This is a genomic window from Streptomyces sp. NRRL S-340, from assembly GCF_000720185.1.
Lineage (GTDB): Bacteria > Actinomycetota > Actinomycetes > Streptomycetales > Streptomycetaceae > Streptomyces.
Genome location: NZ_JOIY01000006.1, coordinates 151,069 through 177,668, shown reverse-complemented (window position 1 = coordinate 177,668; position 26,600 = coordinate 151,069). Strand labels below are relative to the sequence as shown.

Annotated in this window: 22 protein-coding genes; 11 read left to right on the top strand and 11 right to left on the bottom strand. The window is 72.4% G+C overall.

Annotation, left to right across the window (positions count from 1 at the left end; translation table 11 throughout):
* Positions 1-146: 146 nt before the first annotated feature.
* Positions 147-410: a WhiB family transcriptional regulator gene (locus IG64_RS06435; protein ID WP_003975777.1), complete on the bottom strand. Its 264-nt coding sequence runs from the start codon at positions 408-410 to the stop codon at positions 147-149.
* Positions 411-1,158: 748 nt separating this feature from the next.
* Here IG64_RS06435 and IG64_RS06430 point away from each other — a divergent pair.
* From IG64_RS06430 to IG64_RS06415, 4 genes are all read left to right on the top strand, one after another.
* Complete coding sequence (locus IG64_RS06430; protein ID WP_037852942.1) at positions 1,159-1,734, top strand: cysteine dioxygenase; 576 nt, start codon at positions 1,159-1,161, stop codon at positions 1,732-1,734.
* Positions 1,735-1,790: 56 nt separating this feature from the next.
* Positions 1,791-2,750, top strand: a complete 960-nt coding sequence (cofD, locus tag IG64_RS06425; RefSeq protein ID WP_037852940.1) for a 2-phospho-L-lactate transferase — start codon at positions 1,791-1,793, stop codon at positions 2,748-2,750.
* Positions 2,747-4,087, top strand: a complete 1,341-nt coding sequence (locus IG64_RS06420; protein ID WP_037852938.1) for a coenzyme F420-0:L-glutamate ligase — start codon at positions 2,747-2,749, stop codon at positions 4,085-4,087. The genes cofD and IG64_RS06420 overlap by 4 nt, the downstream gene beginning before the upstream one ends.
* A gap of 84 nt (positions 4,088-4,171) precedes the next feature.
* Complete coding sequence (locus tag IG64_RS06415; RefSeq protein ID WP_199811521.1) at positions 4,172-5,197, top strand: DNA-3-methyladenine glycosylase family protein; 1,026 nt, start codon at positions 4,172-4,174, stop codon at positions 5,195-5,197.
* A gap of 397 nt (positions 5,198-5,594) precedes the next feature.
* Here the strand turns inward: IG64_RS06415 and IG64_RS06410 are convergent, their stop codons facing one another.
* Together IG64_RS06410 and IG64_RS06405 are read right to left on the bottom strand one after the other, a co-directional pair.
* Entirely contained in the window at positions 5,595-6,677 is a 1,083-nt protein-coding gene (locus tag IG64_RS06410; RefSeq protein ID WP_037852936.1) for a nucleotidyltransferase family protein, read from the bottom strand.
* A gap of 69 nt (positions 6,678-6,746) precedes the next feature.
* The gene (locus IG64_RS06405; protein WP_037852934.1) at positions 6,747-8,255 is read right to left on the bottom strand and encodes a peptidoglycan recognition protein; all 1,509 of its coding nucleotides are present in this window, start codon (positions 8,253-8,255) and stop codon (positions 6,747-6,749) included.
* Positions 8,256-8,386: 131 nt separating this feature from the next.
* Between IG64_RS06405 and IG64_RS06400 the strand changes: the two genes are divergently transcribed.
* The 3 genes from IG64_RS06400 (at position 8,387) to IG64_RS06390 (ending at position 13,275) form a co-directional block, all read left to right on the top strand.
* Positions 8,387-9,142 (top strand): TIGR03089 family protein, encoded by a 756-nt coding sequence (locus IG64_RS06400; protein WP_037852932.1) that lies wholly within the window; start codon positions 8,387-8,389, stop codon positions 9,140-9,142.
* A 617-nt stretch (positions 9,143-9,759) separates the two neighbouring features.
* A complete protein-coding gene (locus tag IG64_RS06395) occupies positions 9,760-11,520 on the top strand; it encodes an LCP family protein (protein WP_078883824.1) in 1,761 nt (586 codons plus the stop codon).
* Positions 11,521-11,658: 138 nt separating this feature from the next.
* The gene (locus IG64_RS06390) at positions 11,659-13,275 is read left to right on the top strand and encodes an LCP family protein (protein ID WP_037853000.1); all 1,617 of its coding nucleotides are present in this window, start codon (positions 11,659-11,661) and stop codon (positions 13,273-13,275) included.
* Positions 13,276-13,347: 72 nt separating this feature from the next.
* Here the strand turns inward: IG64_RS06390 and IG64_RS06385 are convergent, their stop codons facing one another.
* Positions 13,348-14,376, bottom strand: coding sequence for a glycosyltransferase family 2 protein (locus IG64_RS06385; RefSeq protein ID WP_037852928.1), 1,029 nt, complete (start codon positions 14,374-14,376; stop codon positions 13,348-13,350).
* A gap of 127 nt (positions 14,377-14,503) precedes the next feature.
* Here IG64_RS06385 and IG64_RS06380 point away from each other — a divergent pair, with 127 nt between their 5' ends.
* Entirely contained in the window at positions 14,504-16,009 is a 1,506-nt protein-coding gene (locus tag IG64_RS06380) for an LCP family protein (RefSeq protein ID WP_078883823.1), read from the top strand.
* Between the two features lie 284 nt (positions 16,010-16,293).
* Here the strand turns inward: IG64_RS06380 and IG64_RS06375 are convergent, their stop codons facing one another.
* Positions 16,294-16,851, bottom strand: a complete 558-nt coding sequence (locus IG64_RS06375; RefSeq protein WP_037852924.1) for an acyl-CoA thioesterase — start codon at positions 16,849-16,851, stop codon at positions 16,294-16,296.
* Positions 16,852-16,970: 119 nt separating this feature from the next.
* Between IG64_RS06375 and IG64_RS06370 the strand changes: the two genes are divergently transcribed.
* Complete coding sequence (locus tag IG64_RS06370; RefSeq protein ID WP_078883822.1) at positions 16,971-18,302, top strand: LCP family protein; 1,332 nt, start codon at positions 16,971-16,973, stop codon at positions 18,300-18,302.
* Positions 18,303-18,451: 149 nt separating this feature from the next.
* Here the strand turns inward: IG64_RS06370 and IG64_RS06365 are convergent, their stop codons facing one another.
* Entirely contained in the window at positions 18,452-18,820 is a 369-nt protein-coding gene (locus IG64_RS06365; protein WP_037852920.1) for a four-helix bundle copper-binding protein, read from the bottom strand.
* 656 nt (positions 18,821-19,476) lie between these two features.
* Positions 19,477-20,634 (bottom strand): acyl-CoA dehydrogenase, encoded by a 1,158-nt coding sequence (locus IG64_RS06360; protein WP_037852918.1) that lies wholly within the window; start codon positions 20,632-20,634, stop codon positions 19,477-19,479.
* Between the two features lie 252 nt (positions 20,635-20,886).
* On the opposite strand from IG64_RS06360, the gene IG64_RS06355 reads away from it, so the two are divergent.
* Positions 20,887-22,230: a UDP-glucose dehydrogenase family protein gene (locus IG64_RS06355; RefSeq protein ID WP_037852915.1), complete on the top strand. Its 1,344-nt coding sequence runs from the start codon at positions 20,887-20,889 to the stop codon at positions 22,228-22,230.
* 92 nt (positions 22,231-22,322) lie between these two features.
* Here IG64_RS06355 and IG64_RS06350 read toward each other — a convergent pair whose 3' ends face one another.
* Positions 22,323-22,829, bottom strand: a complete 507-nt coding sequence (locus IG64_RS06350; protein ID WP_037852913.1) for a CGNR zinc finger domain-containing protein — start codon at positions 22,827-22,829, stop codon at positions 22,323-22,325.
* A gap of 126 nt (positions 22,830-22,955) precedes the next feature.
* Between IG64_RS06350 and IG64_RS06345 the strand changes: the two genes are divergently transcribed.
* The gene (locus IG64_RS06345) at positions 22,956-23,312 is read left to right on the top strand and encodes a VOC family protein (RefSeq protein WP_037852910.1); all 357 of its coding nucleotides are present in this window, start codon (positions 22,956-22,958) and stop codon (positions 23,310-23,312) included.
* A 304-nt stretch (positions 23,313-23,616) separates the two neighbouring features.
* Here the strand turns inward: IG64_RS06345 and IG64_RS06340 are convergent, their stop codons facing one another.
* From IG64_RS06340 to IG64_RS06330, 3 genes are read right to left on the bottom strand one after another with little or no spacing between them, the layout of a single operon-like run.
* Entirely contained in the window at positions 23,617-24,795 is a 1,179-nt protein-coding gene (locus tag IG64_RS06340; RefSeq protein WP_107474177.1) for a dipeptidase, read from the bottom strand.
* Positions 24,796-24,800: 5 nt separating this feature from the next.
* Positions 24,801-25,328: a 5-(carboxyamino)imidazole ribonucleotide mutase gene (gene purE / locus IG64_RS06335; RefSeq protein WP_199811520.1), complete on the bottom strand. Its 528-nt coding sequence runs from the start codon at positions 25,326-25,328 to the stop codon at positions 24,801-24,803.
* Positions 25,325-26,464, bottom strand: a complete 1,140-nt coding sequence (locus IG64_RS06330) for a 5-(carboxyamino)imidazole ribonucleotide synthase (RefSeq protein ID WP_037852905.1) — start codon at positions 26,462-26,464, stop codon at positions 25,325-25,327. Before IG64_RS06330 ends, purE begins: the two co-directional genes overlap by 4 nt.
* Positions 26,465-26,600: the final 136 nt, after the last annotated feature.

The following is a 26,600-nucleotide window of genomic DNA, read 5'->3' as shown; positions in this document are numbered from 1 at the left end:
CTCGGGCAGCGGGGCGTCTCGGACGAGCGACCACACTACTGGCTGGCCATGACGGCGGCCCGCCGCCTGTGGATAACCCACCTGCGACGGGCCGTTCGTGAGGATTCTGCGGGGAGGTGCGGCGCCCGGCGGGCGGGCGGACGGCGTCAGACCGCGGCCTTCTTCAGGCGGCGCCGCTCCCTCTCGGACAGGCCGCCCCAGATGCCGAAGCGTTCGTCGTTGGCGAGGGCGTACTCGAGGCATTCGGAGCGGACCTCGCAGGCGAGACAGACCTTCTTGGCCTCGCGGGTGGAGCCGCCCTTCTCGGGGAAGAAGGACTCGGGGTCGGTCTGGGCGCACAGCGCGCGCTCCTGCCAGCCGAGTTCCTCGTCCGCGTCGTCGACCAGCAGTTGCTGCACCAGCTCGGTCATGTGCGCCCCTCGTCTGTCTTTCGCGTCCCCGTGATGTAGCCGTTACCGATACCGGCTGAACGACACGAGTGAAATTACAAGTGTGCTGCTCCGGGCGAGTCAAGCCGAGATCTGCTATTGGGCCCCTTATTCACTCTGCGGAACCAAGGCCATGCGGAAAGTGTTCAAATCGGCATAAACCTTGACACACAGCGGGGGCCCCGAAGACCTCCCGCCCCGCGCGGGCCCCCGCCGGGGCCCACAGAAGGAAGGACGCCCAGGCCTTCGATCCCGTTCCGGATCGCCCGCCGAAGCGAACCGGATCACATTCGGATCACGGGATCGCAACGGGGCTTGCGCGCCCGGCATGTGCGCCATGTGTCCCGGACTCCCGCTGAGCAAACCTTTCACCTGCGAGATGAACCGGATGAGGTGAAGCATGTCCCACATTCCGGGCATCGAGTTGACAGCGTTGGTGTGAACCGGTGTCCTTGTGGGCATGCTCGCGAACTCGGTACTCACCTCGACCCGCACCGCCGGGTCCCACGGTGCTGCCCGCGCTCGCTGTAGCTGTCGCTGCTGCGGCTGTTGAGCCCCGCGCCCCCGGGCGCCCGCTCCAGTCGCCGTCCGGGCCCCGCGCGCCCGGCACCCCGCCCCTCCCAGCGGATCACCGGACTCCCCCGGTCCGCGCCGATGCCTCCGGCCTCGCTTCGGTCTCCGCCCCCTCCCCCGGTCTTCTCCGACCCCCTCCGAGGAACCACCGCACCTCATGAACAGCGACAGCGACCTCCAGATCGCCGGCGACCTCCTCGAGGTCCCCCACCTCCTCCAGGCCCCGCGCGAGCACCCGGTCACCGTGGCCGAGTTCGTGGGGCTGGCCAGGTCCATCGCGGCCGACCGCGCCCAGTGGGAGCACCTCGTCCGCTACGACGCGACGACCCGCTGGTACCACCGGCTGCGCGCCGTCCCCGAGGCGCACGGCGCCGTCCGGCCGCCAGGGACCCCGATCGGCTACGAGGTGTGGCTGCTGTCCTGGGTGCCCGGGCAGGGCACCGGACTGCACGACCACGGCCGCTCCTCCGGCGTCCTGACCGTCCTGGACGGCACCCTGACCGAGCGCACCCGGAAGGGCACGCGCGCGCTGCGGGCCGGTCGACAGCACGTCTTCGCACCGGGGTACGCGCACGACGTCGTCAACGACGCGCTCGAACCCGCCGTCAGCCTGCACGTCTACTTCCCGGGGCTGACCGAGATGCCCATGCACCCCGCACACCCGGCGCACACCGCCGCCCGGTGCGCCGCCGCCCCCGCCGGCCGGGAAGCGGCGGACGCCGCCGACGCGTGACCCCTTCTGCGCCCACCGCGTCCCCCGCTGTCGTACCCGCCTGCCAGACTTGCCCCATGCGCATTGTGGTTCTGGCAGGCGGCATCGGTGGTGCCCGGTTCCTGCGCGGTCTGAAGCGGGCCGTGCCGGACGCGGACGTCACGGTCATCGGCAACACCGGCGACGACATCCACCTCTTCGGGCTGAGGGTCTGCCCGGATCTCGACACGGTGATGTACACGCTCGGTGGGGGCATCAACGAGGAACAGGGCTGGGGCCGGGCGGAGGAGACCTTCCACCTCAAGGAGGAGCTCGCGGCCTACGGCGTCGGGCCGGAGTGGTTCGGGCTCGGCGACCGGGACTTCGCCACGCACATCGTGCGGACCCAGATGCTGGGCGCGGGCTATCCGCTCAGCGCGGTGACCGAGGCCCTGTGCGACCGGTGGAAGCCCGGCGTGCGGCTGATCCCCATGTCCGACGACCGGGTGGAGACGCACGTCGCGGTGGACATCGACGGCGAGCGCAAGGCGGTCCACTTCCAGGAGTACTGGGTGCGGCTTCGGGCGTCGGTCCCGGCCGAGGCCGTCGTGCCGGTCGGCGCCGAGCAGGCCAAACCCGCGCCGGGTGTCCTGGAGGCGATCGCCGAGGCGGACGTGATCCTCTTCCCGCCGTCCAACCCCGTCGTCTCCGTCGGCACCATCCTCGCCGTCCCCGGCATCCGGGAGGCGATCGCCGACGCCGGGGTGCCGGTGGTCGGCCTGTCCCCCATCGTCGGGGACGCGCCCGTGCGCGGGATGGCCGACAAGGTCCTCGCCGCCGTCGGTGTGGAGTCCACCGCCGCGGCGGTCGCCGAGCACTACGGTTCGGGGCTGCTCGACGGCTGGCTCGTCGACACCGTCGACGCGGGCGCGGTGGAACGGATCGAGACGGCCGGGATCCGCTGCCGCGCGGTGCCCCTGATGATGACCGACGTCGAGGCCACCGCGCAGATGGCGCGGGAGGCGCTGGCCCTCGCCGAGGAGGTGCGGGGAGCATGAGCGCGACGCCGCCGGCGGACGGCCCCTCGGGTGCGGCGGCGCCCGCCTTCCGGGTGTGGGCCGTGCCCGGGATCCCCGAGGTGGCCCCGGGGGACGACCTGGCCAAGCTGATCGCCGCCGCCGAGCCCGCCCTGGCCGACGGGGACGTGCTCCTGGTCACCTCGAAGATCGTCTCCAAGGCGGAGGGACGTGTCGTCGAGGCCGCCGACCGGGAGGCCGCGATCGACGCCGAGACCGTCCGGGTCGTGGCGCGCCGCGGCCCCCTGCGCATCGTGGAGAACCGCCAGGGCCTCGTCATGGCGGCAGCGGGGGTGGACGCCTCCAACACCCCGTCGGGCACGGTGCTGCTGCTGCCCGAGGATCCGGACGCCTCCGCGCGCGCGATCCGCGAGGGTCTGCGCGCCGCCCTCGGTGTCGATGTCGCGGTCGTCGTCACCGACACCTTCGGCCGCCCCTGGCGGGCCGGGCTCACGGACGTCGCCATCGGCGCCGCAGGCCTGCGCGTCCTGGACGACCTGCGCGGCGGCACCGACGCCCACGGCAACCCGCTCAGTGCCACCGTCGTCGCCACCGCCGACGAACTGGCCGCCGCCGGTGACCTGGTCAAGGGCAAGGCCGCCGGACTGCCCGTCGCCGTGGTGCGCGGTCTGGGGCACACGCTCATGGCGGACGGCGACGGCCAGGGGGCGCGCGCCCTGGTGCGCGAGGCGCGCGACGACATGTTCCGGCTGGGCACCTCCGAGGCCGTACGGGAGGCGGTGACCCAGCGGCGTACCGTGCGGTCCTTCACCGACGAGCCCGTCGACCCCGGTGCGGTACGCCGTGCGGTGGCCGCGGCGGTGACCGCGCCCGCACCGCACCACACCACGCCGTGGCGGTTCGTGCTGCTGGAGTCCGAGGGGGCGCGGACCCGGCTGCTGGACGCGATGCGCGACGCCTGGATCGCCGACCTGCGGCGGGACGGCAAGAGCGAGGAGTCGATCGTCAAGCGGGTGCGCCGCGGGGACGTTCTGCGCCGGGCCCCGTACCTGGTGGTCCCGTGCGTGGTCATGGACGGCTCGCACACCTACGGCGACGCGCGGCGCGACGGTGCCGAGCGGGAGATGTTCGTGGTCGCCGCGGGCGCCGGCGTGCAGAACCTCCTGGTCGCCCTGGCCGGGGAGCGCCTCGGCTCGGCATGGGTGTCCTCGACGATGTTCTGCCGGGACGTGGTGCGCGAGGTGCTGGAGCTGCCCGCGGACTGGGACCCGATGGGCGCGGTGGCGGTCGGTCACCCGGCCGAGCCGCCGAAGCCCCGCGCGGAGCGGGACGCCGGGACGTTCATCGAGGTGCGGTGAGAGGGCGTGCGGTGAGGCGTCCCGGCCGGCGCGGGTGACCGCTTAGGCTCGTAGCGCACCACCGGCGACCCTGGGATCTGATTCGTGGCAGGACGCTTCGCCCCGCGACCGCGGCCCGCGCGCACCACCGTGCGCGGCGGCCATGCCGGCGCGCCCGCCGCAGCGGCCCGCGCCGGGGCCGTGCCGCACCAGGCGGCCGCCCCCGCGCGGGTACGGACCTGGGTGCCGGACGGGCCGCTGGACCTCGGGCTGGTGCTCGGGCCGCTGCGGCGCGGTCCGGGCGATCCCACGTTCCGCGCGATGCCCGACGGATCCGTGTGGCGGGCCAGCCGCACCCCGGCGGGGCCGGGGACGCTCCGGGTGTCCGCGCGCGGCGGCGAGGTGTGCGGGCAGGCCTGGGGGCCGGGCGCCGCATGGCTGCTGGAGCAATTGCCCGAACTGCTCGGAGCGGCCGACGACCCGTCGGAGTTCGTGCCCCGGCACCGGCTGCTCGCGCTGACCCGGCACCGCCGGCCCGGACTGCGGCTGACGCGGACCGGGCTGGTGCTGGAGTCGCTGATCCCGTCGGTCCTGGAACAGAAGGTCACGACGGTCGAGGCGTACGCGGCGTGGCGGACGCTGGTGCGCACGTACGGGGAACCGGCGCCCGGACCTGTGCCCGTACAGATGCACGTGATGCCCGAGCCGCGTACCTGGGCGCTGATCCCTTCGTGGGACTGGCACCGCGCCGGGGTCGACGACAAGCGGGCGTCGACGGTGCTGCGTGCGGTGCGGGTGGCCGCGCGGCTGGAGGAAACGCTGCGGATGCCCGCGGGGGCGGCACGGGAACGGCTGGAGGTCGTGCCGGGGATCGGACCGTGGACGTCGGCGGAGACCGTGCAGCGCAGTCATGGCGCGGCGGACGCGGTGACGGTCGGGGATCTGCACCTGCCGGGGATCGTGGGCTTCGCGCTGGCCGGGGACCGCGAGGCGGACGACGCGCGGATGCTGCGGCTGCTGGAGCCTTACGCCGGGCAGCGGCACCGGGCTGCCCGGCTGATCCTGCTGAGCGGGCGCGTGCCGCCACGGCGGGCCCCACGGATGCCGGTGCGGGACATGGGGCGCTTGTGAGACACGGTCCCGGCTTCGGCCTTCGGGCCGGCCGACCCGTCCCGCTGAGACCAGCGGGCCCGGACGCGCCGCTGAGGTCACTCGGCCCCCTGGCCCGGCTCGGCCCGCTCAAGCGCCTGGGCCCCTGACCGGCCGCCCGCCCGGTTCACCCGGCCGCGCCGAGCCCGCTCCCCTCGCCGGGCTTCCTGACGCGCCGTGAGGCCGTCCGACCCGCTCAGCCGGCTCGGCTCGCTCGGCCCACGCGCCCCCTGGGCCGCCCCGTCCCCGGAGCCCCTCGGCCCACCCGGCCCCTGAGCCGCGCCGCCCCTCTGACCCCGCCCGCCCCGCCGGCCCCGCGCAGGTCACCAGGCCCGCTGGGCCGGGGCAGTCCGGCGGTGGATGATCGGGGCTGCGGACGTCACTGGTCCGAGGAGAAGCGGACCGCGCCCGCCGGGATCCGGGCGTCGCACCACACCCGTACGCCGTCCCGCAGTTCGTTGTCCGCGCCGACGACCGCGCCGTCGCCGATCACCGCGCCGGTGAGCACGGAGCGGGTGCCGATGCGGGCGCGGTCGCCGATGAGTGAGTCCGTGATGACGGCGCCGGGTTCGATGACGGCGCCGGGCAGGATCGTACTGCCGGACACGCGCGCGCCCTCGGCGACGAACGCGCCCTCGCCGACCACCGTGCCGCCGGTCAGCTTGGCGTCGGGCGCGACCACGGCCGTGGGCAGGACGAGGCGGTCGCCGCACCGGCCGGGGACCGCCGGGGACGGGGCGCGCCCCAGGACCAGGTCGGCCGAGCCGCGGACGAAGGCGGCCGGGGTGCCGAGGTCCAGCCAGTAGGTGGAGTCGACCATGCCCTGCAGATGGGCCCCGGCCGACAGCAGACCGGGGAAGGTCTCGCGCTCCACGGACACCGGGCGCCCGGGCGGGATCGTGTCGAGGACGGAGCGGTTGAAGACGTACGCCCCCGCGTTGATCTGGTCGGTGACGATCTCCTGCGGCGTCTGCGGCTTCTCCAGGAAGGCGAGGACCCGTCCGGTGTCGTCCGTGGGGACCAGGCCGTACGCACGCGGGTCCGCCACCTTCGTCAGGTGCAGGGAGACGTCCGCGCCCGTCTCCTCGTGCGTGCGCACCAGGGCGCGGATGTCCAGGCCGGTCAGGATGTCGCCGTTGAAGACGAGGACCGGCTCGTCGGGGGCGGAGTGCAGCCGCGGGGCGACGTTGCGCAGGGCGCCGCCGGTGCCGAGCGGTTCCTCCTCCGTCACGTACTCCAGGTGGAGTCCGAGGGCGGAGCCGTCACCGAAGTACGGCTCGAAGACCTCGGCCAGGTAGGAGGTGGCGAGCACGATGTGCTCGACGCCCGCCGCCCTGGCCCGCGCCAGCTGGTGGGTGAGGAACGGCACGCCGGCCGCCCGCACCATGGGCTTGGGAGTGTGCACCGTGAGCGGGCGCAGCCGGGTGCCCTTGCCGCCGACCAGGAGGATCGCTTCTGTCACCTGTCGTCTCTGCTTCCTGCCGGGACCGGCCGAGCTGTCTTTCGGCCGGCCAGTGTATGCAGACCGGTCTCAGCGGCCCTGATAGCGCGCCGCGGTCGAGCGGATCGTGCCGAGCTTGCCGTAGAGCTTCCGTCCGGGGCAGTCGGTGGCGAAGCCGTCCCGGTGGCCGGAGATCACGTTCAGATGTACGTTCTTTCCCTTTTGATAGAGGTTGCCACCGCCGGACTTCAGGTATGTCTTTCCGCGCGGATTCATGCCGTAGAGGCCCAGCTTCCAGGCGGCGAGCTTGGCGACGGCCTTGACGGCGGCCGAGGAGGGCTTGGACTTGCTGTAGGTGCCGATGACGGCGATCCCCACGCTGTTGCTGTTGAAGCCCATCGTGTGAGCGCCCAGCACCGGCTTCGCCACGCCCCCGGCGCGGCCCTCGTAGACGGTGCCGCACTTGTCGACCAGGAAGTTGTAGCCGATGTCCCGCCAGCCCATGCTCTTGACGTGGTAGCGGTAGATGCTGCGGATGACCGAGGGGGTCTGCGAGCAGCGGTACTTGTTGCCGGTCGCGGTGTGGTGGACGAACGCCGCCTTCACCTTCTTCGTGTAGACGAACCCCCGGGAGCGCAGCGACTCGTCCGCGCCCCAGCCGCGGCGGGTGACGATGCGCGGGCGCGCGCCGATGTGCGGCTCGGCCCGCTGGGCGTCGGTCAGTTCGCCGCCGCGCAGCTCCAGCAGTTCGCGTTCGGTGCCCGCGCGGTCCAGCGCCGGGATCTCGGTGGCGCCGAGGGCGGCGAGCCCGGTGTTGGCGGCGGAGGCGGCGGTCGCCGCCTCGGTCGGCTCGCCGGTGCGCGGCTGGTCGGCCTGGGAGTCCGCCGCGGACGTGTCGCCGGGGTCGACGAGTTCCAGGCGCAGGCCCGAGGGCAGCGGGGCGGGCGGATCGGCCGGGGCGCCGGCCTCCCGGTCTCCGGTGTCCGCGCGGACGCGCACGTCGACGCCGTCGCTGTCGCCCACCCACAGCGGGGCGGTGCCGCCGCGGACGTGGCCGGCGGCGCGCTCGGCGGTGCCGGGGTCGGCGCCGTGGTCGGCGTTGTGGGTGTCGACGTCCTGCCAGTCGGACCAGGCGCCGGTGGCGGCGGAGCGGGTGCGGATCTGGACGGTGCCGTGGAGTTCGGTGCCGGGGTTGTCCCAGACGACGCCGACCAGGGAGAAGTGGCGGACGTCCGCGCGGTACAGGCCCTGTTCGGGGGCGGCGGCGAGGGCCGCGCCACGGGCCCGGCCGCGGACGCGGCCCTCGGTGCGCGGGGCGAGGGGCAGGGACTGGGTGCTGCCGGGGACGGCCGCCGGCACGGTCGCCGGAACGGAGGCCGGGGCGGCGGCCGGGGCGGCGGCCGGGGCCTGGGCGGGAACGGCGGCCGGGGCGGCGGCCGGGGCGAGGTGTGCCGCCGCCCGCGGCACCGCCGCTCCCGCCGCCGTGGCCGTCGCGGCGGCCGCGGGCAGTCCGGGCGCGAGAGCGAGGCCGGCCACGCAGGTGACACCGATCGAGGACGCAAGGAATCCGTATCGACGCATGCCCCTGATCTTGGACATAGTCAGACATATATGTCCATCTACGAACTGACGGTGCGTCGGGTGTCGTTCCCCCGAACCGGTGGCCCCACGGGCCACCGGATGCCGCCGTCCCCGGGTGCGGGCGCGCGCCGCCGCGTACGCTTGCGCGGGTGAACGCCACCGAACGCACCCCTGCCGACCTGCTGCGTTCCGCGCTCGCCGCGGACCCGGGACGCCCCCTGGTGACCTTCTACGACGACGCGACGGGCGAACGCGTCGAATTGTCCGTGGCCACCTTCGGCAATTGGGTGGCCAAGACGGCGAACCTCCTCCAGGGGGACCTCGCCGCGGGGCCCGGCGACCGGGTCGCGCTGCTGCTGCCCGCGCACTGGCAGACGGCGGTGTGGCTGCTGGCGTGCGCGTCGGTGGGCGTGATCGCGGACGCCGGCGGGGACCCGGCGGCCGCCGATGTCGTCGTCAGCGGGCCGGACACGCTGGAGGCGGCGCGTGCCTGCACGGGCGAGCGGGTCGCGCTGGCGCTGAGGCCGCTGGGCGGGCGGTTCCCGCAGCCGCCCGCGGGTTTCGCCGACTACGCCGTCGAGGTGCCGGGACAGGGCGACCGGTTCGCGCCGTTCGCGCCCGTGGACCCGGAGGCGCCCGCGCTGATCGTGGCCGGTGCGGAGTACACGGCGGCCGAGGTCGTGGAACGGGCCCGCGCGGACGCGCCCGGACTGGACCTGACGGGACCGGGTTCCCGGCTGCTGTCGGGACTGCCGTACGACACCTGGGCGGGGCTGAGCGCGGGCCTGTACGCACCGCTCGCGGCCGGTGGATCCGTCGTCCTGTGCCGGAACCTGGACCGGCTGGACGAGGCCGGCCTGGCCAAGCGCATCGAGAGCGAACGGATCACGGCGACCGCGCGGTGACCTGCGTTCCGCGGGCGCGCGCGTCCGCGTGACCGTCCGTCAGCCGTGAAGACGTGAACCACCGGACGACCGGCCCGAGTTGGGCGCCACGGATCCAAGGCCCGGAAGCCGCCCGGGGCCGGCCGGCGGAGGCGGCCGGGGAGATCTCACGGGATTGCGACGCGAAGTGCGGTAATTCCGCTGCGCGGATTGCCCTTCCGGGCCGGCCGGCGTTCCCGCTTTCCCGGCCGGAGATCCCCGGCCGGGGAATCGGCTCCGCAGCCGTACGACTACGTTCAGTGCTTTTCCGCGGGCGCGCCGGGGGCGCGACCGGCCCGGTCCGCGCCCCCGGCGTGACGCCCTCACCCGCCCCTGTCCTCACCGGAATAGCGCCGCTCAGGAACCTTGCGGGTAAAACTGCGGCCAAGGGCGAACTTTTGTCCAGGGAAATGGGCGGATTGCCCAGTTGTAGGGGCGTGGAATTCGTCACCGACGTCGCTCAGGCCTCAACAGGCCGGATAGTGTGAGCGATCCGGTGCTACCGGCCGCGAGGTCACCCTGGGGTCGTGCACTGTGAACCAGACCTGAGCGCCTGGGGGGAAGGCGCCGCGTGGCCCCGACGGAGGGTTCGGACAACCGTGGACGCGCAAGGCCGTGGGCGGGCGGACAACATCGATCCCGCAGACCAGTGGGTACTCAATCCGGCCACTGGTGAATACGAACTGCGACTGAATCCTTCCCCTCCGCAGTCGGCGGTCCCGGGCCCGCGCAGATCCTCCGCCCCCGGGGCGCAGGGCGCCGCCGCGGGCCGGCGCGGTGTCCCGGCGGGCAAGGAGCAGGCGCACGAGACGGCCCCGGCGCCCACCGTGCCCGGTCCGCGCCGCCGCCGCGGCGCACCCGCCCAGGAGCCGCAGCCGCCCGGCCGGCGGGGACGCCGCCCGGAGAAGAAGAAGTCCAGGACCAAGAAGGTCCTGATGTGGACCGGCGGCACCATGGCGTTCGTCCTGGTCGGGGTCGGCACCGCGGGTTACCTGATCTTCAAGCACCTCGAGGGCAACGTCACCACCACCGACGTGGGCAGCGCGGCCAAGGACGGCTTCAGCAAGGACGAGGCCTTCAACATCCTCGTCATCGGCACCGACAAGCGGACCGGCGCGGGCAACGAGGGCTACGGCGACAAGGGCAGCGTCGGCCACGCGGACACCAACATCCTGCTGCACGTCGCCAAGGACCGTACGAACGCGACAGCGCTGAGCATCCCCCGCGACCTGATCGTCAACATCCCCGACTGCCCGACCAAGCAGCCCGACGGCAGCACCAAGGTCATCCCGGGCTCGTCGAAGGTCCGGTTCAACGAGAGCCTCGGCCAGGACGGCCGCGACCCGGGCTGCACGATGCGCACGGTCAAGGAGATCACCGGCATCTCCCCGGACCACTTCATGATGGCCGACTTCAACGCGGTGAAGACCCTGACGTCGGCGGTGGGCGGCGTCGAGGTGTGCCTCAAGCACGCCGTCAACGACAAGGACTCGCACCTGAACCTGCCCGCCGGTTCGTCCAAGATCGAGGGCGAGCAGGCGCTGGCGTTCGTCCGCACCCGGCACAGCTTCGGCAACCACGGGGACCTGGACCGGATCAAGGTGCAGCAGCAGTTCCTCAGTTCGCTGATGCGCAAGATGGCCTCCAGCGACACCCTCACCAACCCGGTCAAGCTGTACGACCTGGCCGACGCGGCCACCAAGTCGCTGACCGTCGACACCGGCATCGGCAAGGCGAGCACGCTCAAGGACGTGGCGCTGGAGCTGAGGAAGGTGCCGACGAAGAACATCACCTTCCTGACCGTGCCGGTGCTGGACAACCCCGACGACGGCCCGGTGCACAAGACGGTCATCGTCAATCAGAGCCAGGCCCCCCAGGTCTTCGACGCCATCGGCAGCGACGTCTCCTTCACCGAGGTGAAGAAAAAGCAGCAGCAGGCGAAGGACGCGCAGGCGGCCCGGCTCAAGGGGACCCGGTCGGCCGCCGCCGAGGTGCGGGTGCGCATCCTCAACGGCGGGGCCAAGGCCGGCGCCGCACAGGAGACCCTCACCTGGCTCCAGAACCAGCAGGGCGTGCTCAAGTCGGAGAACGGCAGCAACGCGCCCGAGAAGCTGGCCAGGACCACGCTGGAGTACGCGCCCGACCAGGCCGCCCAGGCCCGTGAACTGGCCGCGCTCATGGGGCTGCCGGGATCCGCGCTGAAGCCGGGCGAGAGCGTGACCAACTCCCAGGGCCTGCCCGCGATGACGCTGACCCTGGGCAAGGACTACAAGGGCGCCGGAGTGTCACTCACCGCACCCCAGAAGGCACCCACGGTGGAGGGGCAGCACACGGCGGACAAGGTTCAGTGCGCCAGTTGAGCGCACCGTGTGACCTGACGGGCCTGTCGTACGTCTAACACGGCGTACGACAGGCCTGTTCGATGACATGAGGGCGGGGAGGATGGGGAGTTGACGCAGAGCGGTCTGCGCGGGGAGGGGCCCGCGGTCGAGGACACGATGCCTCTGGCGCAGCACGAGAAGAGCGCCGGAGGCGGACACAGCCGTCGGGGCGGAAGCGGACACGGACGGGGCAACGGCGGCCGGGGCACCGGCGGCAGAGGACCCAGACGGCGCGTGCTGCGCTGGTCGGCCACGGTGCTCGCGGTGGTCATACTGGGCACGGCCGGCGCCGGATACCTCTATTACGAGCATCTCAACGGCAACATACGCAAGGGCGAGCGCGACAGCGGCGACTCCAAGGCCCAGAAGACGAAGGCCAACGCCGACGGCCAGACGCCCGTGAACATCCTGCTGATCGGCTCCGACAGCCGCAACTCCGACGCCAACGTCGCGCTCGGCGGCAGCCGGGAGAACCGCGGCAGCCCGCCGCTGGGCGACGTGCAGATGCTGATCCACCTGGCCGCGGACCGCAAGAGCGCCGAGGTCGTGAGCATCCCGCGCGACACCCGCGTGGACATCCCCAAGTGCAGGGACCCGAAGACCGGCAAGGAGTATCCGCCGGTCAACACCATCATCAACGAGTCCCTCGCGCGCGGCGGAGCCGGCTGCACGCTGGCCACCTGGCAGAACCTCACCGGTGTGTACATCGACCACTGGATGACGATCGACTTCGCGGGCGTGGTGAAGATGGCGGACGCCATCGGCGGCGTGGACGTCTGCGTGAAGCAGAACGTGTGGGACCGCTCGACAGCCGCCGCGCACGGCGGCTCCGGTCTGAAACTGACGGCCGGTACCCACAAGGTCAAGGGCGTGCAGGCCCTCCAGTGGCTGCGCACCCGGCACGCCTGGGGCAGTGACCTGCTGCGGGCCCGGGCCCAGCACATGTACCTGAACTCGATGATCCGCACGCTCAAGAGCCAGAGCATCTTCACCGACACCGGCCGGCTGCTGAACCTGACCGAGGCGGCCACGAAGTCGCTGGGGGTGTCCGAGGAGATCGGTACCCCCAAGAAGCTGTACGACCTGAGCATGCAGCTCAAGACGGTCCCCACCGACCGCATCACGATGACGACGATGCCCAACGTCCAGGACCCGCAGAACCGCGACCACGTCGTCCCCGACGGCGCCAACGCCCAGAAGGTCTGGAAGCTGATCCGGGACGACGTGGCCTTCGACTCCCACGGCAAGCCCGAGGACGCGAAGAAGAACGCCGGCAAGAGCGGTGACAAGACCCCGCCCGCCACACAGCCGGCCCACCCGGACGGCCAGATCGGCGTCGCGGTGCAGAACGGCACCGGCACCTCCACCCTCGCCGCCGTCCCGCACCGGGCGACCGCCATCAGCCAGGAGCTGGCGCAGAAAGGCTTCGGCAAGGCGGCCGCGGACAGCTCGGTGACCCCGTCCGCGTCCGAGACGGTCGTGCGCTACCCGAGTGCCGAGCTGAAGGGCGACGCCGAGCGGGTCGCCACCGCTCTCGGCATCCCGACGACGTCGGTGGAGAAGTCGACGGACGTCTCCGGTGTCACCGTCGTCGTGGGCGCGGACTGGCGCCAGGGCAGCAGCTACCCGAAGCAGAAGGCCCCCAAGGCCGGCGACATCCCGGAGAACTCCGACGCCATCAACGGCGCTGACACCACGCAGTGCATGGACGTGTACGCGCCCTACCGGTGGTAGGAGCGGGTCCATATGCGCAGGGGCCCCTCACCGCGGCGCGGTGAGGGGCCCCTCGCATGGCGGGACGGCTGTTCAGCCGGTGGTGACGACCGCGGGCCGCCGGGAGGCGATGACTCGCTTCGCCAGGGACTTCGGGCTGGTCAGGAAGCCCCAGCCCCACGACATGTGCATGGTGGCCAGGGCCACCGGTATGCGCAGGCGTGCCGCAAGGGGCAGGCCCTTCCCGGCCGGCAGCGAACCGGCGACGATGGCCGCCAGGTAGCCGCCGGGGACGACGAGGGCCCAGGGGGTCACCGCGGCGCCCACCACGATCCCGGCGGCGATGGCGCACACGGCGGTCGGCGGGGCGAGGTAGCGCAGGTTGATGGAGCCCTCGTGATAGCGGGCGACGACGTGCCGCCAGCGGCCGTAGTCCTTGTACTGCTTGGCGAGCGCCTTCACGTTCGGCCGGGGCCGGTAGGAGACCCGCAGGTCGGGCGAGAACCAGATCAGGCCGCCCGCCTCACGGATGCGGAAGTTCAGCTCCCAGTCCTGGGCGCGGATGAACTCCTCGTTGTAGCCGCCCTGTTGCTCCAGCGCCTCGCGGCGGAACACGCCCAGGTACACCGTCTCGGCCGGGCCGGCCTGACCGCCGGTGTGGAAGGCCGCGTTGCCGACACCGATCTTCGACGTCATGGCGGCGGCGACCGCGTGCTCCCACGCGTTCTCGCCCTCGGCGTGCATGATGCCGCCCACGTTCTGCGCGCCGGTCTCCTCCAGGAGCCGCACCGCCGTGGCGATGTAGTCCGGCGAGAGCATCCCGTGGCCGTCGACGCGGACCACGATCGGGTGGCGGGAGGCCTTGATCGCGGCGTTGAGCGCGGCGGGGGTGCGGCCGGTGGGGTTCGGGACCGTGTGCACGCGCGGGTCGTCGCGGACGAGCTGGGCGGCGATCTCGTCCGTGCGGTCCGTGGACGGACCCAGGGCGATCACGACCTCCATCTCGCCGTCGTACTCCTGCGCGAGGATCGCTTCGACGGCCCCGCGCAGATGCCGCTCCTCGTTGAGGACGGGCATGATCACAGAAACGGCGGGGAACCGCACGTCGGAGTTGGCGTTCATCGGTGCTCACGTTACCGCGAACGGGGGACACCGGTGCGCGCCGCGGGGTCCGCCTGGCCGGGCAGCAGATCGTATGGGCCTACGGTGCTCACGGTGTCCACCCACGCCCTATGCGGAGGTGTCCCCCATGTCCACCACGTCGCCCCGGCCGCCCCGGCCGCCCGCTCCCCCGCGGCGCGGAGCGCGGCAGCCCGCCGCCGCACCTTCGCGGGCGGCCCGCTCGCCGTACGCGCCCCTGCCGCGCCGCAGGCCGCGCTGGGCCATGCGGGCGGCGACCACGGTCTCCGTGGTGGTCCTCGCCTCCGCCGGGATCGGGCACGCGGTGGTTTCCAGCCTGGACGCCGACATCACCCGGATCGACCCGTTCAAGGACATGAAGAACCGGCCTCCGACGGGCCACGGCATGAACGTCCTGCTGGTCGGCACCGACGGCCGCGACAAGATCAGCGAGCAGGAGCGGCAGCGCTACCGGCTCGGCGGCCAGCCCTGCCACTGCACCGACACGATGATGATCGTGCACCTCTCCCAGGACCGGGAGCGGGCCAGCGTCGTCAGCCTGCCCCGGGACTCCTACGTCGACCTGCCCGCCCACCTCGACCGGAACACCGGCAAGCAGCACCCGCCGCACCCCGTCAAGCTGAACGCGGCGTACGCGGAGGGCGGCCCGGGCCTCACGGTGCGCACGGTCGAGAGCATGACCCACCTGAAGATCGACCACTACCTCGAGGTGGACTTCACCACCTTCATGCGGACCGTGGACGTCCTCGGCGGTGTCGAGATCTGCACCGCGCTGCCGATGAAGGACACCTACACCGGCCTGGACCTGCCCGCGGGCGTCCACACGCTCACCGGCGGCCAGGCGCTGCAGTACGTCCGCTCCCGGCACGTCGACGGGGCCAGCGACTTCGGCAGGATGAAGCGCCAGCAGCTCTTCCTGGCCGCGCTGATCGACCGGGCGACCTCCTCCCGGGTGCTGCTGAACCCCATGAAGTTCCGGGACGTGACCCGGGCCGTGCTCGGCTCGGTCCGCGCCGACCAGGGCTTCCACACCGACGAGCTGCTCGACCTCGGGCGGGCGATGCGCAACTTCTCGCCGTCCTCGTCCGAGTTCACCACCGTCCCCGTCGCCCAGACGTCCTTCCCGGTCAAGGGGCTCGGCTCCACCGTGAAGTGGGACCGGGCGCAGGCGGACCGGCTCTTCCGCGCACTGCGCGACGACCGTCCGCTGGCCGTGCGCAGACCGGCCCGCACGCCGGACGGCACCGCGGCCGTGGAGGTCCCTCCGCAGCGCATCCGGGTCCAGGTGGAGAACGGCACCGGGACGGCCGGACTCGCCCGGCGGGTGGACACCGCGCTGGCCGGGGCCGGGTTCAGCACCACCAAGGCGCCCGTCGACGCGAAGGAACGCGGGGTCGAGCGGACCGTCGTGCTCTACGACCCCCGCTGGGACCGCTCGGCCCGGTCGCTCGCCGCGGCGTTGCCGGGCAGCGAGCTGCGGCCCGTGCCGGGGCAGGGCGCCACGCTGCGGGTGATCGCCGGGAGCGGCTTCCGCGAGGTGCGGAAGGTGCGCGTGCGGACCACGGTCCAGGACGCCAACGAGGTGGTGCGGGGCGACCAGGTGGCGTGCGACTGAGACGCGCGGGGCCGGGACGGAACCTGCTGGACCGGCGGGGCGCCGGGACCGGGACGGAACCTGCCAGACCGGCGAGGCGCCGGGTCAGGGCAGAGCTGCCGGGACCTCGTCCGCCGCCGAGGCGGGACGCCGGGACCTGTGACACCGGCTGGGGCCGGGAACCGGCGCGGGGCCTGCGGGGCCGGGAACCGGTGCGGGGTCTCCGGTACCGCGGCGGGGCCCGCGGAACCGGCCGCGGCGGTGCCTCGGGAACCGGCCGGGCGCGTCAGGGCCGGGGCGGTGCCTCAGTCCTCGATGCCCTCCGCCGCCCGCTGCTCCCGCAGCTCCTTGATCGCGCGACGGCGGGCCAGGCGGTGGGTGCGGCGGATCTGGGCTTCCTGGTAGCGCCGCTTGTCCCGCTCGGTCTCGGGCAGCACCGGCGGCACCGCGCGGGGCTTGCCGTCCGCGTCCACGGCGGCGAAGACGAGGTAGGCGGAGCCGACCTGGGTGGCCGGGGCGGACTCGTTCCAGCGTTCGGCCAGCACCCGGACGCCCACCTCCATGGAGGTCCGGCCGGTCCAGTTGACCTGGGCCTTCACATGGACCAGGTCCCCGACGCGGACCGGTTCGAGGAACGCCATCTCGTCCATGGAGGCGGTGACGGCGGGCCCGCCGCTGTGCCGCCCGGCCACCGCACCCGCGGCGTCGTCGACCAGCTTCATGATCACCCCGCCGTGCACCGTGCCCAGCAGGTTGGTGTCGCTGTGGGTCATGATGTGGCTGAGGGTGGTCCGGGACGCCGAGGTCGGCTTGCCCGGTATCTCCGGAGTTCCGGATTCCGCGACGGTGGCCTGATCTGTCATGGGCTCCACCTTATGCCGCGTCGTCATCCGGGGAATTTGTGTCAGCTTGGCAACAGCCGTGACCTTATTTTCCGACGGCCCTTGTAAGGCACACCCCGCGGCCCGGCACACTGGGCCACATGAATGATTGGCCCGAGGGGTGGTCCGACGACAACCGCGGACCCGGTTACGGACGCGGCAGCGCCGGCGCGCAGCCGGAGGGCGCGCGGGTGATGCGCCAGGTGCGGCGCGGCGGTCCGGCGGTTCCGCCCGGGCAGCGCGGGCGCGGCGGCCCCGGCGGCCAGGGTCCCACGGCGCCGCCGTACGGCGTCCCGCAGCAGCCGTCGTACGTCGACGGCGGTGAGGGCCCCGGCTACGACGACGGCCAGGACTACGACAGCGGCTACAACACCGGACATGTCTACGGCAGGCCGGGCGGCGGTCCCGGCGGGCCGACCGGTCCGGGCGCGGGCCGCACCCGCGGGCCGCGGCCCGCGCCGAACTGGCGCCGCCGCATCAAGTGGACCGCGATCACGCTCGTCACCCTTCTCGTGGTCACCTCGGTGGGCACCTACTTCTGGGCCGACTCCAAGCTCAACCGCGAGGTCGACCTGTCGAAGGTCATCGACCGGCCGGAGGCCGGCAAGGGCACGAACTACCTGATCGTCGGCTCGGACAGCCGCGACGGCCTCTCCGCCGCGGACAAGAAGAAGCTGCACACCGGCTCCGCCGAGGGCAAGCGCACCGACTCCATGATGATCCTGCACGTCGGGGACAACGGGGACACGCTGATCTCGCTGCCGCGTGACTCCAACGTCACGATCCCGCAGTTCCGCGGCTCGGAGTCCGGCAAGATCAAGGGGCCCCTCGGGCAGAACAAGCTCAACGCGGCCTACGCCTACGACGGCCCGACCCTGCTGGTGCGCACCATCGAGTACAACACCGGTCTGCACATCGACCACTACGTGGAGATAGGCTTCGCCGGCTTCGCCAACATCGTGGACTCGGTCGGCGGCGTCGAGATGACCATCGACAAGCCCTTCAAGGACAAGTGGTCCGGCGCCGACTTCAAGGCCGGCAAGCAGACGCTGAACGGCGAGCAGGCCCTGGCCTTCGTCCGCACCCGGCACGCCTTCGCCGCCTCCGACCTGCAGCGCACCAAGAACCAGCAGAAGTTCCTCTCCGCGCTGGCCCACGAGGTCGCCACCCCGACGACGGTCCTCAACCCGTTCAAGTTCTACCCGACGATGGGCGCGGGCCTGGACTCCCTCATCGTCGACAAGGACATGAGCCTGTGGGACCTGGCGTCCATGTTCTGGGCGATGAAGGGCGTCAGCGGCGGTGACGGCACCTCCATGAACATGCCCGTCGCCGGTTTCATCGGCGGAAACGTCCGCTGGGACGAGGCGAAGGTCAAGACCCTGGTGGACGAGCTGAAGAACGACCAGAAGGTGACCGTCTCCAGCAACTGAGCCGGACCGCCGAGCCACCTGGCACTTCCGGCCGGCCGGACGCCTGACCGGCCGGACACGCCCGGCCTGACACGTCCGGCCGGACGGCGCCGGCAGCGGGGCCCCGCGGCACATGCCCGCGGGGCCCCGTCGCCGTACCGGGGGACGGATCACATCCGCGCGCTCGCCATCGACCGGCACATCTCCGCGCAGCGGCGACACGCCTCCGCGCAGCGCATCATCGTCTGGTCGTCGGGCATGGACATGCACGCCTCGGCGCACATGTCGCAGGCCTTGGCGCACATCGCGCACATCTCGGACGACATGGGCGAGCGGCGCATCATCATGTCCGCGCACATCCGGGTCGTCTCGGAGCAGTCCATGAGCGCGCGCATGATCTGCATCTGCGCCTGGCCGCCCATCTGCATGCAGGAGCTCATGGCCTCCTCGCAGATGTTGTGGCAGGTCATGCAGGCGTCGACGCAGTCCTGCATCTCCTTGCTCATGGCGGTCATGGCTCCGGGCTGGGTGTGGGTCATGGCTTCTCCTGGAGGCCGGAGGGGCCCCGGGGCGGGCCCCGTGCCCTTCCGTCGTACGCCCGCCCACCCCGGTCCGCCATTCGACGGAGGCTCAGGTTCCGCTGCCTCCGTTCGAGTGGTGCGCCGATCGGGACGTGTGACTCCGCCCGCTGTCCGCGAGCCGTCCATCACCTGGGGCACCGTCCCGTCCGGGCCGAGCACGCCGGCAGAACGAAGATCCTCACCGGCCGGCTCGTCACCACCCGCAGGACCGGACGCACCCGGCAGCAAGAAAGGAGAAGGTCGGCGATCCGATCGCGGTCGCCTGACGTACTGAGGGAGCGCTGCCACCACGTCTTCGAAGGAGCCGGGCAGCGCGGCCGGGCTGCCATCGCGGCGATGTCGACGACCGGCGCCGACGACCCGGCAGAGGCGTCGGAGGTCGCCTGATCCGGGTACGACAGCAGCCCCCGGCGTGATGCCGGGGGCTGTGTCGTTCGTACAGGCCAGTGGCTGTTTTCGGGCCGGCACCTGCCCAGGACTCCCCCGGCACGACGCCCGGGAAAGGCCCTGATCGGGCCGCAACGGGCAGAGAGCCGAGGGTGTCCCGCCGAGGCCGTCGAGACCGCCGAAACAGCCGAGACCGCCGAAACAGCCTCTGCCCTGCGAAATCCCTGTCAGGGAAGGTTCCTTGCCATCACGATCCGCTGCACTTGGTTCGTGCCCTCGTAAATCTGGGTGATCTTCGCGTCGCGCATCATGCGCTCCACCGGGTAGTCGCGGGTGTAGCCGTAGCCGCCGAGGAGCTGGACGGCGTCCGTGGTGACCTCCATGGCGATGTCCGAGGCGAAGCACTTCGCGGCGGCGCCCTGGTAGGTGAGGTCGGCGTCACCCCGCTCGGAGGCGGCGGCGGCCTGGTAGGTCAGGGCGCGGGCGGCGGAGACCTTCATGGCCATGTCGGCGAGCATGAACTGGATGCCCTGGAAGTCGGCGATCGGCTTGCCGAACTGCTTGCGCTCCTTGACGTAGCCCTTGGCGTAGTCGAGGGCGCCCTGGGCGATGCCGAGGGCCTGGGCGGCGATGGTGATGCGGGTGTGGTCGAGGGTCTTCATCGCGGTGGCGAAGCCGGTGCCCTCGGCGCCGATCATGCGGTCGGCGGGGATGCGCACGTTGTCGAGGTAGACCTCGCGGGTCGGGGAGCCCTTGATGCCGAGCTTCTTCTCCGGGGCGCCGAAGGAGACGCCCGGGTCGGACTTCTCGACGACGAAGGCGGAGATCCCCTTGGAGCGCTTCTCCGGGTCGGTGACGGCCATCACCGTGTAGAACTCGGACACGCCCGCGTTGGTGATCCAGCGCTTGACGCCGTTGAGGACCCAGTGGTCGCCGTCGCGGACGGCCCTGGTCTTCATGCCGGCCGCATCCGAGCCGGCGTCCGGCTCGGAGAGGCAGTACGAGAACATCGCGTCGCCCTTGGCGAGCGGGCCCAGGTACTTCTTCTTCAGCTCCTCGGAGCCGGAGAGGATCACCGGGAGCGAGCCCAGCTTGTTCACGGCGGGGATCAGGGAGGAGGAGGCGCAGACGCGGGCCACCTCCTCGATGACGATGACGGTCGCGAGGGCGTCCGCGCCCCCGCCGCCGTAGCTCTCCGGCACGTGCACGGCGTGCAGGTCGTTCGCGACCAGCGCGTCGAGGGCCTCCTGCGGGAAGCGGGCCTCCTCGTCCACCTGGGCGGCGTACGGCGCGATCTTCGCCTCGGCCAGCGAGCGGACGGCGTCGCGGAGCATGTCGTGCTCCTCGGACGGGCGGTACAGGTCGAAGTCAGCCGATCCGGCCAAGGTCTCTCACGCTCCAAAGACGACCAGTGATGACAGGTGATGACGGGTGTGTCAGGTGATGACGAGCGGTGGTGCCGTGTTGCGGTGCTGCTAACTACCGTTAAGTAACTCGAATTTTAGGGGCCTGCTCACGTGAGCGGTACGTGAGCTTGGCGACAGCGGGTGACAGGTGGGACATTGCCCGGCACGGGCTACGCGCACGCCCCCGATATGCTCGGGCAGCGCATTGCCATCATCCCTCCTGGAGCATCCATGAGCCTGAAGATCACCGTGATCGGCACCGGCTATCTCGGCGCGACCCACGCCGCGGCCATGGCCGAGATGGGCTTCGAGGTGCTGGGCCTGGACGTCGTCCCGGAGAAGATCGAGATGCTGCGGCGGGGCGAGGTCCCCATGTACGAGCCCGGTCTCGAGGACCTGCTGCGCCGGCACGTGGCCGGACTGGAGGGCTCCACCGGGCGGCTGCGCTTCACCCAGGACTGGGCGGAGGTGGGTGCCTTCGGCGACGTCCACTTCCTCTGCGTGAACACCCCGCAGAAGCACGGCGAGTACGCCTGCGACATGTCCTACGTCGACTCGGCGGTCGCCTCGCTCGCCCCGCACCTGACCGGGCCCGCCCTCGTCGTCGGCAAGTCCACGGTGCCCGTCGGCTCCGCGGACCGGCTGGCCCGGACGCTCGCCGCCCTGGCGCCCGCGGGCGAGGACGCCGAGCTGGCCTGGAACCCCGAGTTCCTGCGGGAGGGCTTCGCCGTCCGCGACACGCTGCACCCGGACCGGATCGTGGTCGGCGTACGCAGCGAGCGGGCCGAGAAGCTGCTGCGGGAGGTGTACGCGGCGCCGGTCGCCGAGGGCTCCCCCTTCGTCGTCACCGACTTCCCCACCGCCGAACTGGTGAAGACCTCCGCGAACTCCTTCCTGGCCACGAAGATCTCCTTCATCAACGCCATGGCGGAGGTGTGCGAGGCCGCGGACGGCGACGTCGCCAAGCTCGCCGAGGCGATCGGCTACGACGACCGGATCGGCCGGAAGTTCCTGCGCGCCGGGATCGGCTTCGGCGGCGGCTGCCTGCCCAAGGACATCCGCGCCTTCATGGCGCGCGCCGGTGAGCTGGGCGCCGACCAGGCGCTGACGTTCCTGCGCGAGATCGACTCGATCAACATGCGCCAGCGCGGGCGGATGGTCGAGCTGACCCGGCAGGCGCTGGGCGGTGGGCCGTTCCTCGGCAAGCGGATCGCGGTGCTGGGCGCCACGTTCAAGCCCGACTCGGACGACGTACGCGACTCCCCCGCGCTCAACGTGGCCGGGCAGATCCACCTCCAGGGCGGTCAGGTGACCGTCTACGACCCCAAGGGCATGGACAACGCGCGCCGCCTCTTCCCGACGCTCGGCTACGCCGGCTCGGCGCTGGAGGCGGTGCGGGGCGCCGACGCGGTCCTGCACCTCACCGAGTGGCAGGAGTTCCGCGAGCTGGACCCGGCGGAGCTGGGCGAGGCCGCGGCGGCCCGGCTGGTCCTCGACGGGCGCAACGCGCTCGACGGGGAGCTGTGGCGGCGTGCCGGGTGGACGTACCGGGCGATGGGACGCCCGACGGCGTAGCGCGGCGGGCCCGTACGGGCGACGCCGGTTCGGCCGAGGCTCAGTCGGCCGAACCGGCGTCTTCCCGCATTCTTGCACCACCGGGCCGGTGATCAGGGCTCCCTGGCGCGGTACCGGCGCATCTTCGCGCGCGCCCCGCACACCTGCATCGAGCACCAGCGGCGACGGCCGGCCGGGCTGCGGTCGTAGTACGCCCAGTGGCAGGTTCCTGCCTCGCAGGCCTTCAGGCGGGTCCAGGTGCCCGCGACCAGCGCCTCGGCGACGGCGGCGGCGACCCGGGAGAGCAGCGGCCCGCCGTCGGCGGGGGCGAGGGCGGCGCTGCCGTCCCGGTCGTCGACGGCGACCAGCAGCGGGGCCCGCGCCAGCAGGGCGCCCAGCGGCGTCACCGGGCGGTGCGGGGGGTGGCCTGCGTGCGCGAGGAGCGCCGCCCGCAGGGACTCCCGCAGCTCACGCGCCTGCGGCAGTTCCGCCTCGCCGATCCCGAGGCGGGCGCGGCCGTCCGCCGTGTCGAGCGAGTCGGCGGCCGCCTCGATGTCCAGAGTGTTGACCAGGGACTCGACCAGCGCCAGGCCGCCGGGTGCGGGCGATCTGTCACTCATGTCAGCGACGGTACCTCGCGGGACGATTGCGGCGTTACCCGCGACCGGGAAGCATGCGGTAACGGTTACTGGTTACCCGCCTCTACGGGTAACCACAGGGGTGACCCCGAACACTGGGAGGAAGTCATGGCTCTCGCCGAGCTGGGTGTCGTCGTACTGGACTGTCCCGACCCGCGCGCGCTCGCCGGTTTCTACGCCGAGGTACTGGGCGGGACCGTCGAGGGCGAGGGCGACTGGGTGGACCTGAAGGTGCCGGGCGGTGTGGCGCTCGCCTTCCAGAAGGCACCCGGGTTCGTGCCGCCGAAGTGGCCCTCCGCCGACGCCTCGCAGCAGTTCCACCTGGACCTGGACGTCGAGGACCTGGACGCGGCCGAGAAGGGCGTCCTCGCGCTCGGCGCCAAGCCGCTGGCCAACCAGGGCGCCAAGAATTTCCGGGTCTACGCCGACCCGGCCGGGCACCCGTTCTGCCTCTGCTCCGACTGACCGGCTCCGGTCGGCCGCTGTGGTGGCAGGGGGCTGTCTGAGGATCTCCCCTTGTTCTGGGAGCCGCGGACAAAAGCGGGTGCCGGTCAGCGGGCGGTGTCCGGTGCGTGCGCTCACAAGGCGCCGGAAGGTCCTGGTGGCTGAGCTGCCAGGACCTTCCGGCAACGCGGCGCCGGCGCGTGCCGGGCGCCGCCCGCCGGGGCCCGCTCCTGTCCGGAGCTCCTGCGGTCGCGCCGCCCCTCTCTCACGCGTCACCGGTGCCGCGAAGCAGTGCCGCCCAGGCACCGCTTCCCGGTACCTCTCCTCAGCCGTCCAGTTCCGCGATCGTCGCGTTCGACGGTGCCCGACCGGCCTGGAGGTCGCGGGCCACGTCCTCGGCCGCGCCCAGCACGCGCACCGCGTTCTGCCAGGTCAGCTTGGCCAGGTCGGTCTTCGACCAGCCCCGGTCGAGCAGCTCGGCGACCAGACGGGGGTAGCCGGAGACGTCGTCCAGGCCGTCCGGGGTGAAGGCCGTGCCGTCGTAGTCGCCGCCGATGCCGAGGTGGTCGACACCGGCCACCTCGCGCATGTGGTCGAGGTGGTCGGCCACCGTGGCCACGGTGGCGACAGGGCGCGGGTTCGACTCCTCGAAGGCCCGGTGGACCTTCATGCCCTCCTCGGTGGTGTCGAGGTGGTGCAGGCCGTGCGCGCGCATGTTCTCGTCCGCGGCGGCCGTCCAGTCGACGGCGGCCTGGAGCACGAACTTCGGCACGAACGTCACCATGGCCATGCCGCCGTTGGCGGGCAGGCGTTCGAGCACGTCGTCCGGGATGTTGCGCGGGTGGTCGCAGACCGCCCGGGCGGAGGAGTGCGAGAAGATCACCGGGGCCGCCGAGGTGTCCAGCGCGTGCCGCATGGTGGTCGCGGCCACGTGGGACAGGTCGACCAGCATGCCCAGGCGGTTCATCTCGCGGACCACCTCGCGGCCGAACGCCGACAGGCCGCCCACGCCGGGCTCGTCCGTCGCCGAGTCCGCCCACGCCACGTTGTCGTTGTGGGTGAGCGTCATGTAGCGCACGCCCAGCGCGTACAGGCTCCTGAGCGTGCCCAGGGAGTCCGCGATCGAATGGCCGCCCTCGGCGCCCATCAGGGAGGCGATACGGCCCTGCCCGCGGGCCGCCTCCATGTCGGCGGCGGTCAGGGCCGGGGCCAGGTCCGCCGGGTAGCGGGCGATCAGCTGCCGTACGCAGTCGATCTGCTCCAGCGTCGCCGGTACGGCGTCGGGCAGGTCCGAGCGGACGTACACCGACCAGTACTGCGCGCCGACGCCGCCGGCGCGCAGGCGGGGGATGTCGGTGTGCAGGTGGGCGTCCTGGCGGCCGGCGATGTCGCGGGCGCCGAGGTCGTAGCGGACCTGTTCGCGCAGCGCCCAGGGCAGGTCGTTGTGGCCGTCGACGACCGGGAACTCGCGCAGGAGCTCCCGGGCCTCCTCCGGTCGGCTCACCGTGCTCACTTCCCCGTGCCGAAGCCGAAGCCGGCCGAGCCCTCGACCTTGGCGCGCAGCCGCTTGCCCTTCTCGGTGGCCTGGTCGTTGAGGTCCTGCTGGAACTCGCGCATCCGGGCCAGCAGGTCCTCGTCGTGCGCGGCGAGGATGCGCGCCGCGAGCAGGCCCGCGTTGCGCGCGCCGCCGACCGACACCGTGGCGACCGGCACCCCGGCCGGCATCTGCACGATCGACAGCAGCGAGTCCATGCCGTCCAGGTACTTCAGCGGCACCGGCACGCCGATCACCGGCAGCGGGGTCACGGAGGCGAGCATGCCGGGCAGGTGGGCGGCGCCGCCCGCGCCCGCGATGATCGCCTTGAGCCCGCGTTCGGCGGCCTGCTCGCCGTAGGAGATCATCTCGCGCGGCATCCGGTGCGCGGAGACGACGTCGACCTCGTAGGCGATCTCGAACTCGTCGAGCGCCTTCGCGGCGGCCTCCATGACGGGCCAGTCGGAGTCCGACCCCATGACGATGCCAACAACTGGGCTCATTCGGTGATCGTGCCTCTCAGGTAGCCGGCTGCGTGACGGGCGCGCTCCAGCACGTCGTCCAGGTCCTCGCCGTAGGTGTTGACGTGTCCGACCTTCCGGCCGGGCTTCACGTCCTTGCCGTACATGTGGATCTTGAGCTGCGGGTCGCGGGCCATGCAGTGCAGGTACGCCGAGTACATGTCCGGGTAGTCGCCGCCGAGGACGTTGACCATGACCGTCCACGGCGCGCGCGGGCGCGGGTCGCCCAGCGGCAGGTCCAGGACCGCGCGGACGTGGTTGGCGAACTGCGAGGTGACCGCGCCGTCCATCGACCAGTGGCCGGAGTTGTGCGGGCGCATCGCCAGCTCGTTGACGAGGATGCGGCCGTCGCGGGTCTGGAACAGCTCGACGGCGAGGTGGCCGACGACGCCCAGCTCCTTGGCGATGCGCAGGGCCATCTCCTCGGCCCGCAGCGCCAGGTCCTCGTCCAGGCCGGGTGCCGGGGCGATCACGGTGTCGCAGACGCCGCCGACCTGCCGGGACTCCACCACCGGGTAGGCCACGGCCTGGCCGTGCGGTGAGCGCACGACGTTGGCGGCCAGCTCGCGGACGAAGTCGACCTTCTCCTCGGCGAGGACCGGAACGCCGGCGCGGAAGGGGTCGGCGGCCTCCTCGACGGAGTCCACCACCCACACGCCCTTGCCGTCGTACCCGCCGCGGACGGTCTTGAGGACGACGGGGAAGCCGTCCCCTTCGGCCGCGAAGGCCGCCACGTCGGCCGGATCGGTCACGATCCGGTGCCGGGGGCAGGGCACGCCGAGCGCGTCGAGCCGCGCGCGCATCACCCCCTTGTCCTGGGCGTGCACCAGCGCGTCGGGCCCGGGCCGGACGGGGATGCCGTCCGCCTCCAGGGCGCGCAGGTGTTCGGTGGGTACGTGTTCGTGATCGAAGGTGATCACGTCGCAGCCCCGCGCGAAGGCACGCAGCGTCTCCAGATCGCGGTAGTCGCCGATGACGACATCGCTCACGACCTGGGCCGCCGAGTCCTGGGGGGTGTCACTGAGAAGCTTGAACCTGATGCCCAGCGGGATGCCCGCCTCGTGTGTCATACGAGCGAGCTGGCCACCGCCGACCATGCCGACTACCGGGAACGTCACGCCCCTAGGGTATCGGCCGCGCCGCAGCGGCCGGATTCCGCGCCCGACGACGGCCCGCGCGGGCCGTCGTCCACCAGCCGGCCCGGCACGTTCCGCGCCGGCGGCGCGACCCGTTTCTCCGCCCTGGCCCGGTGCG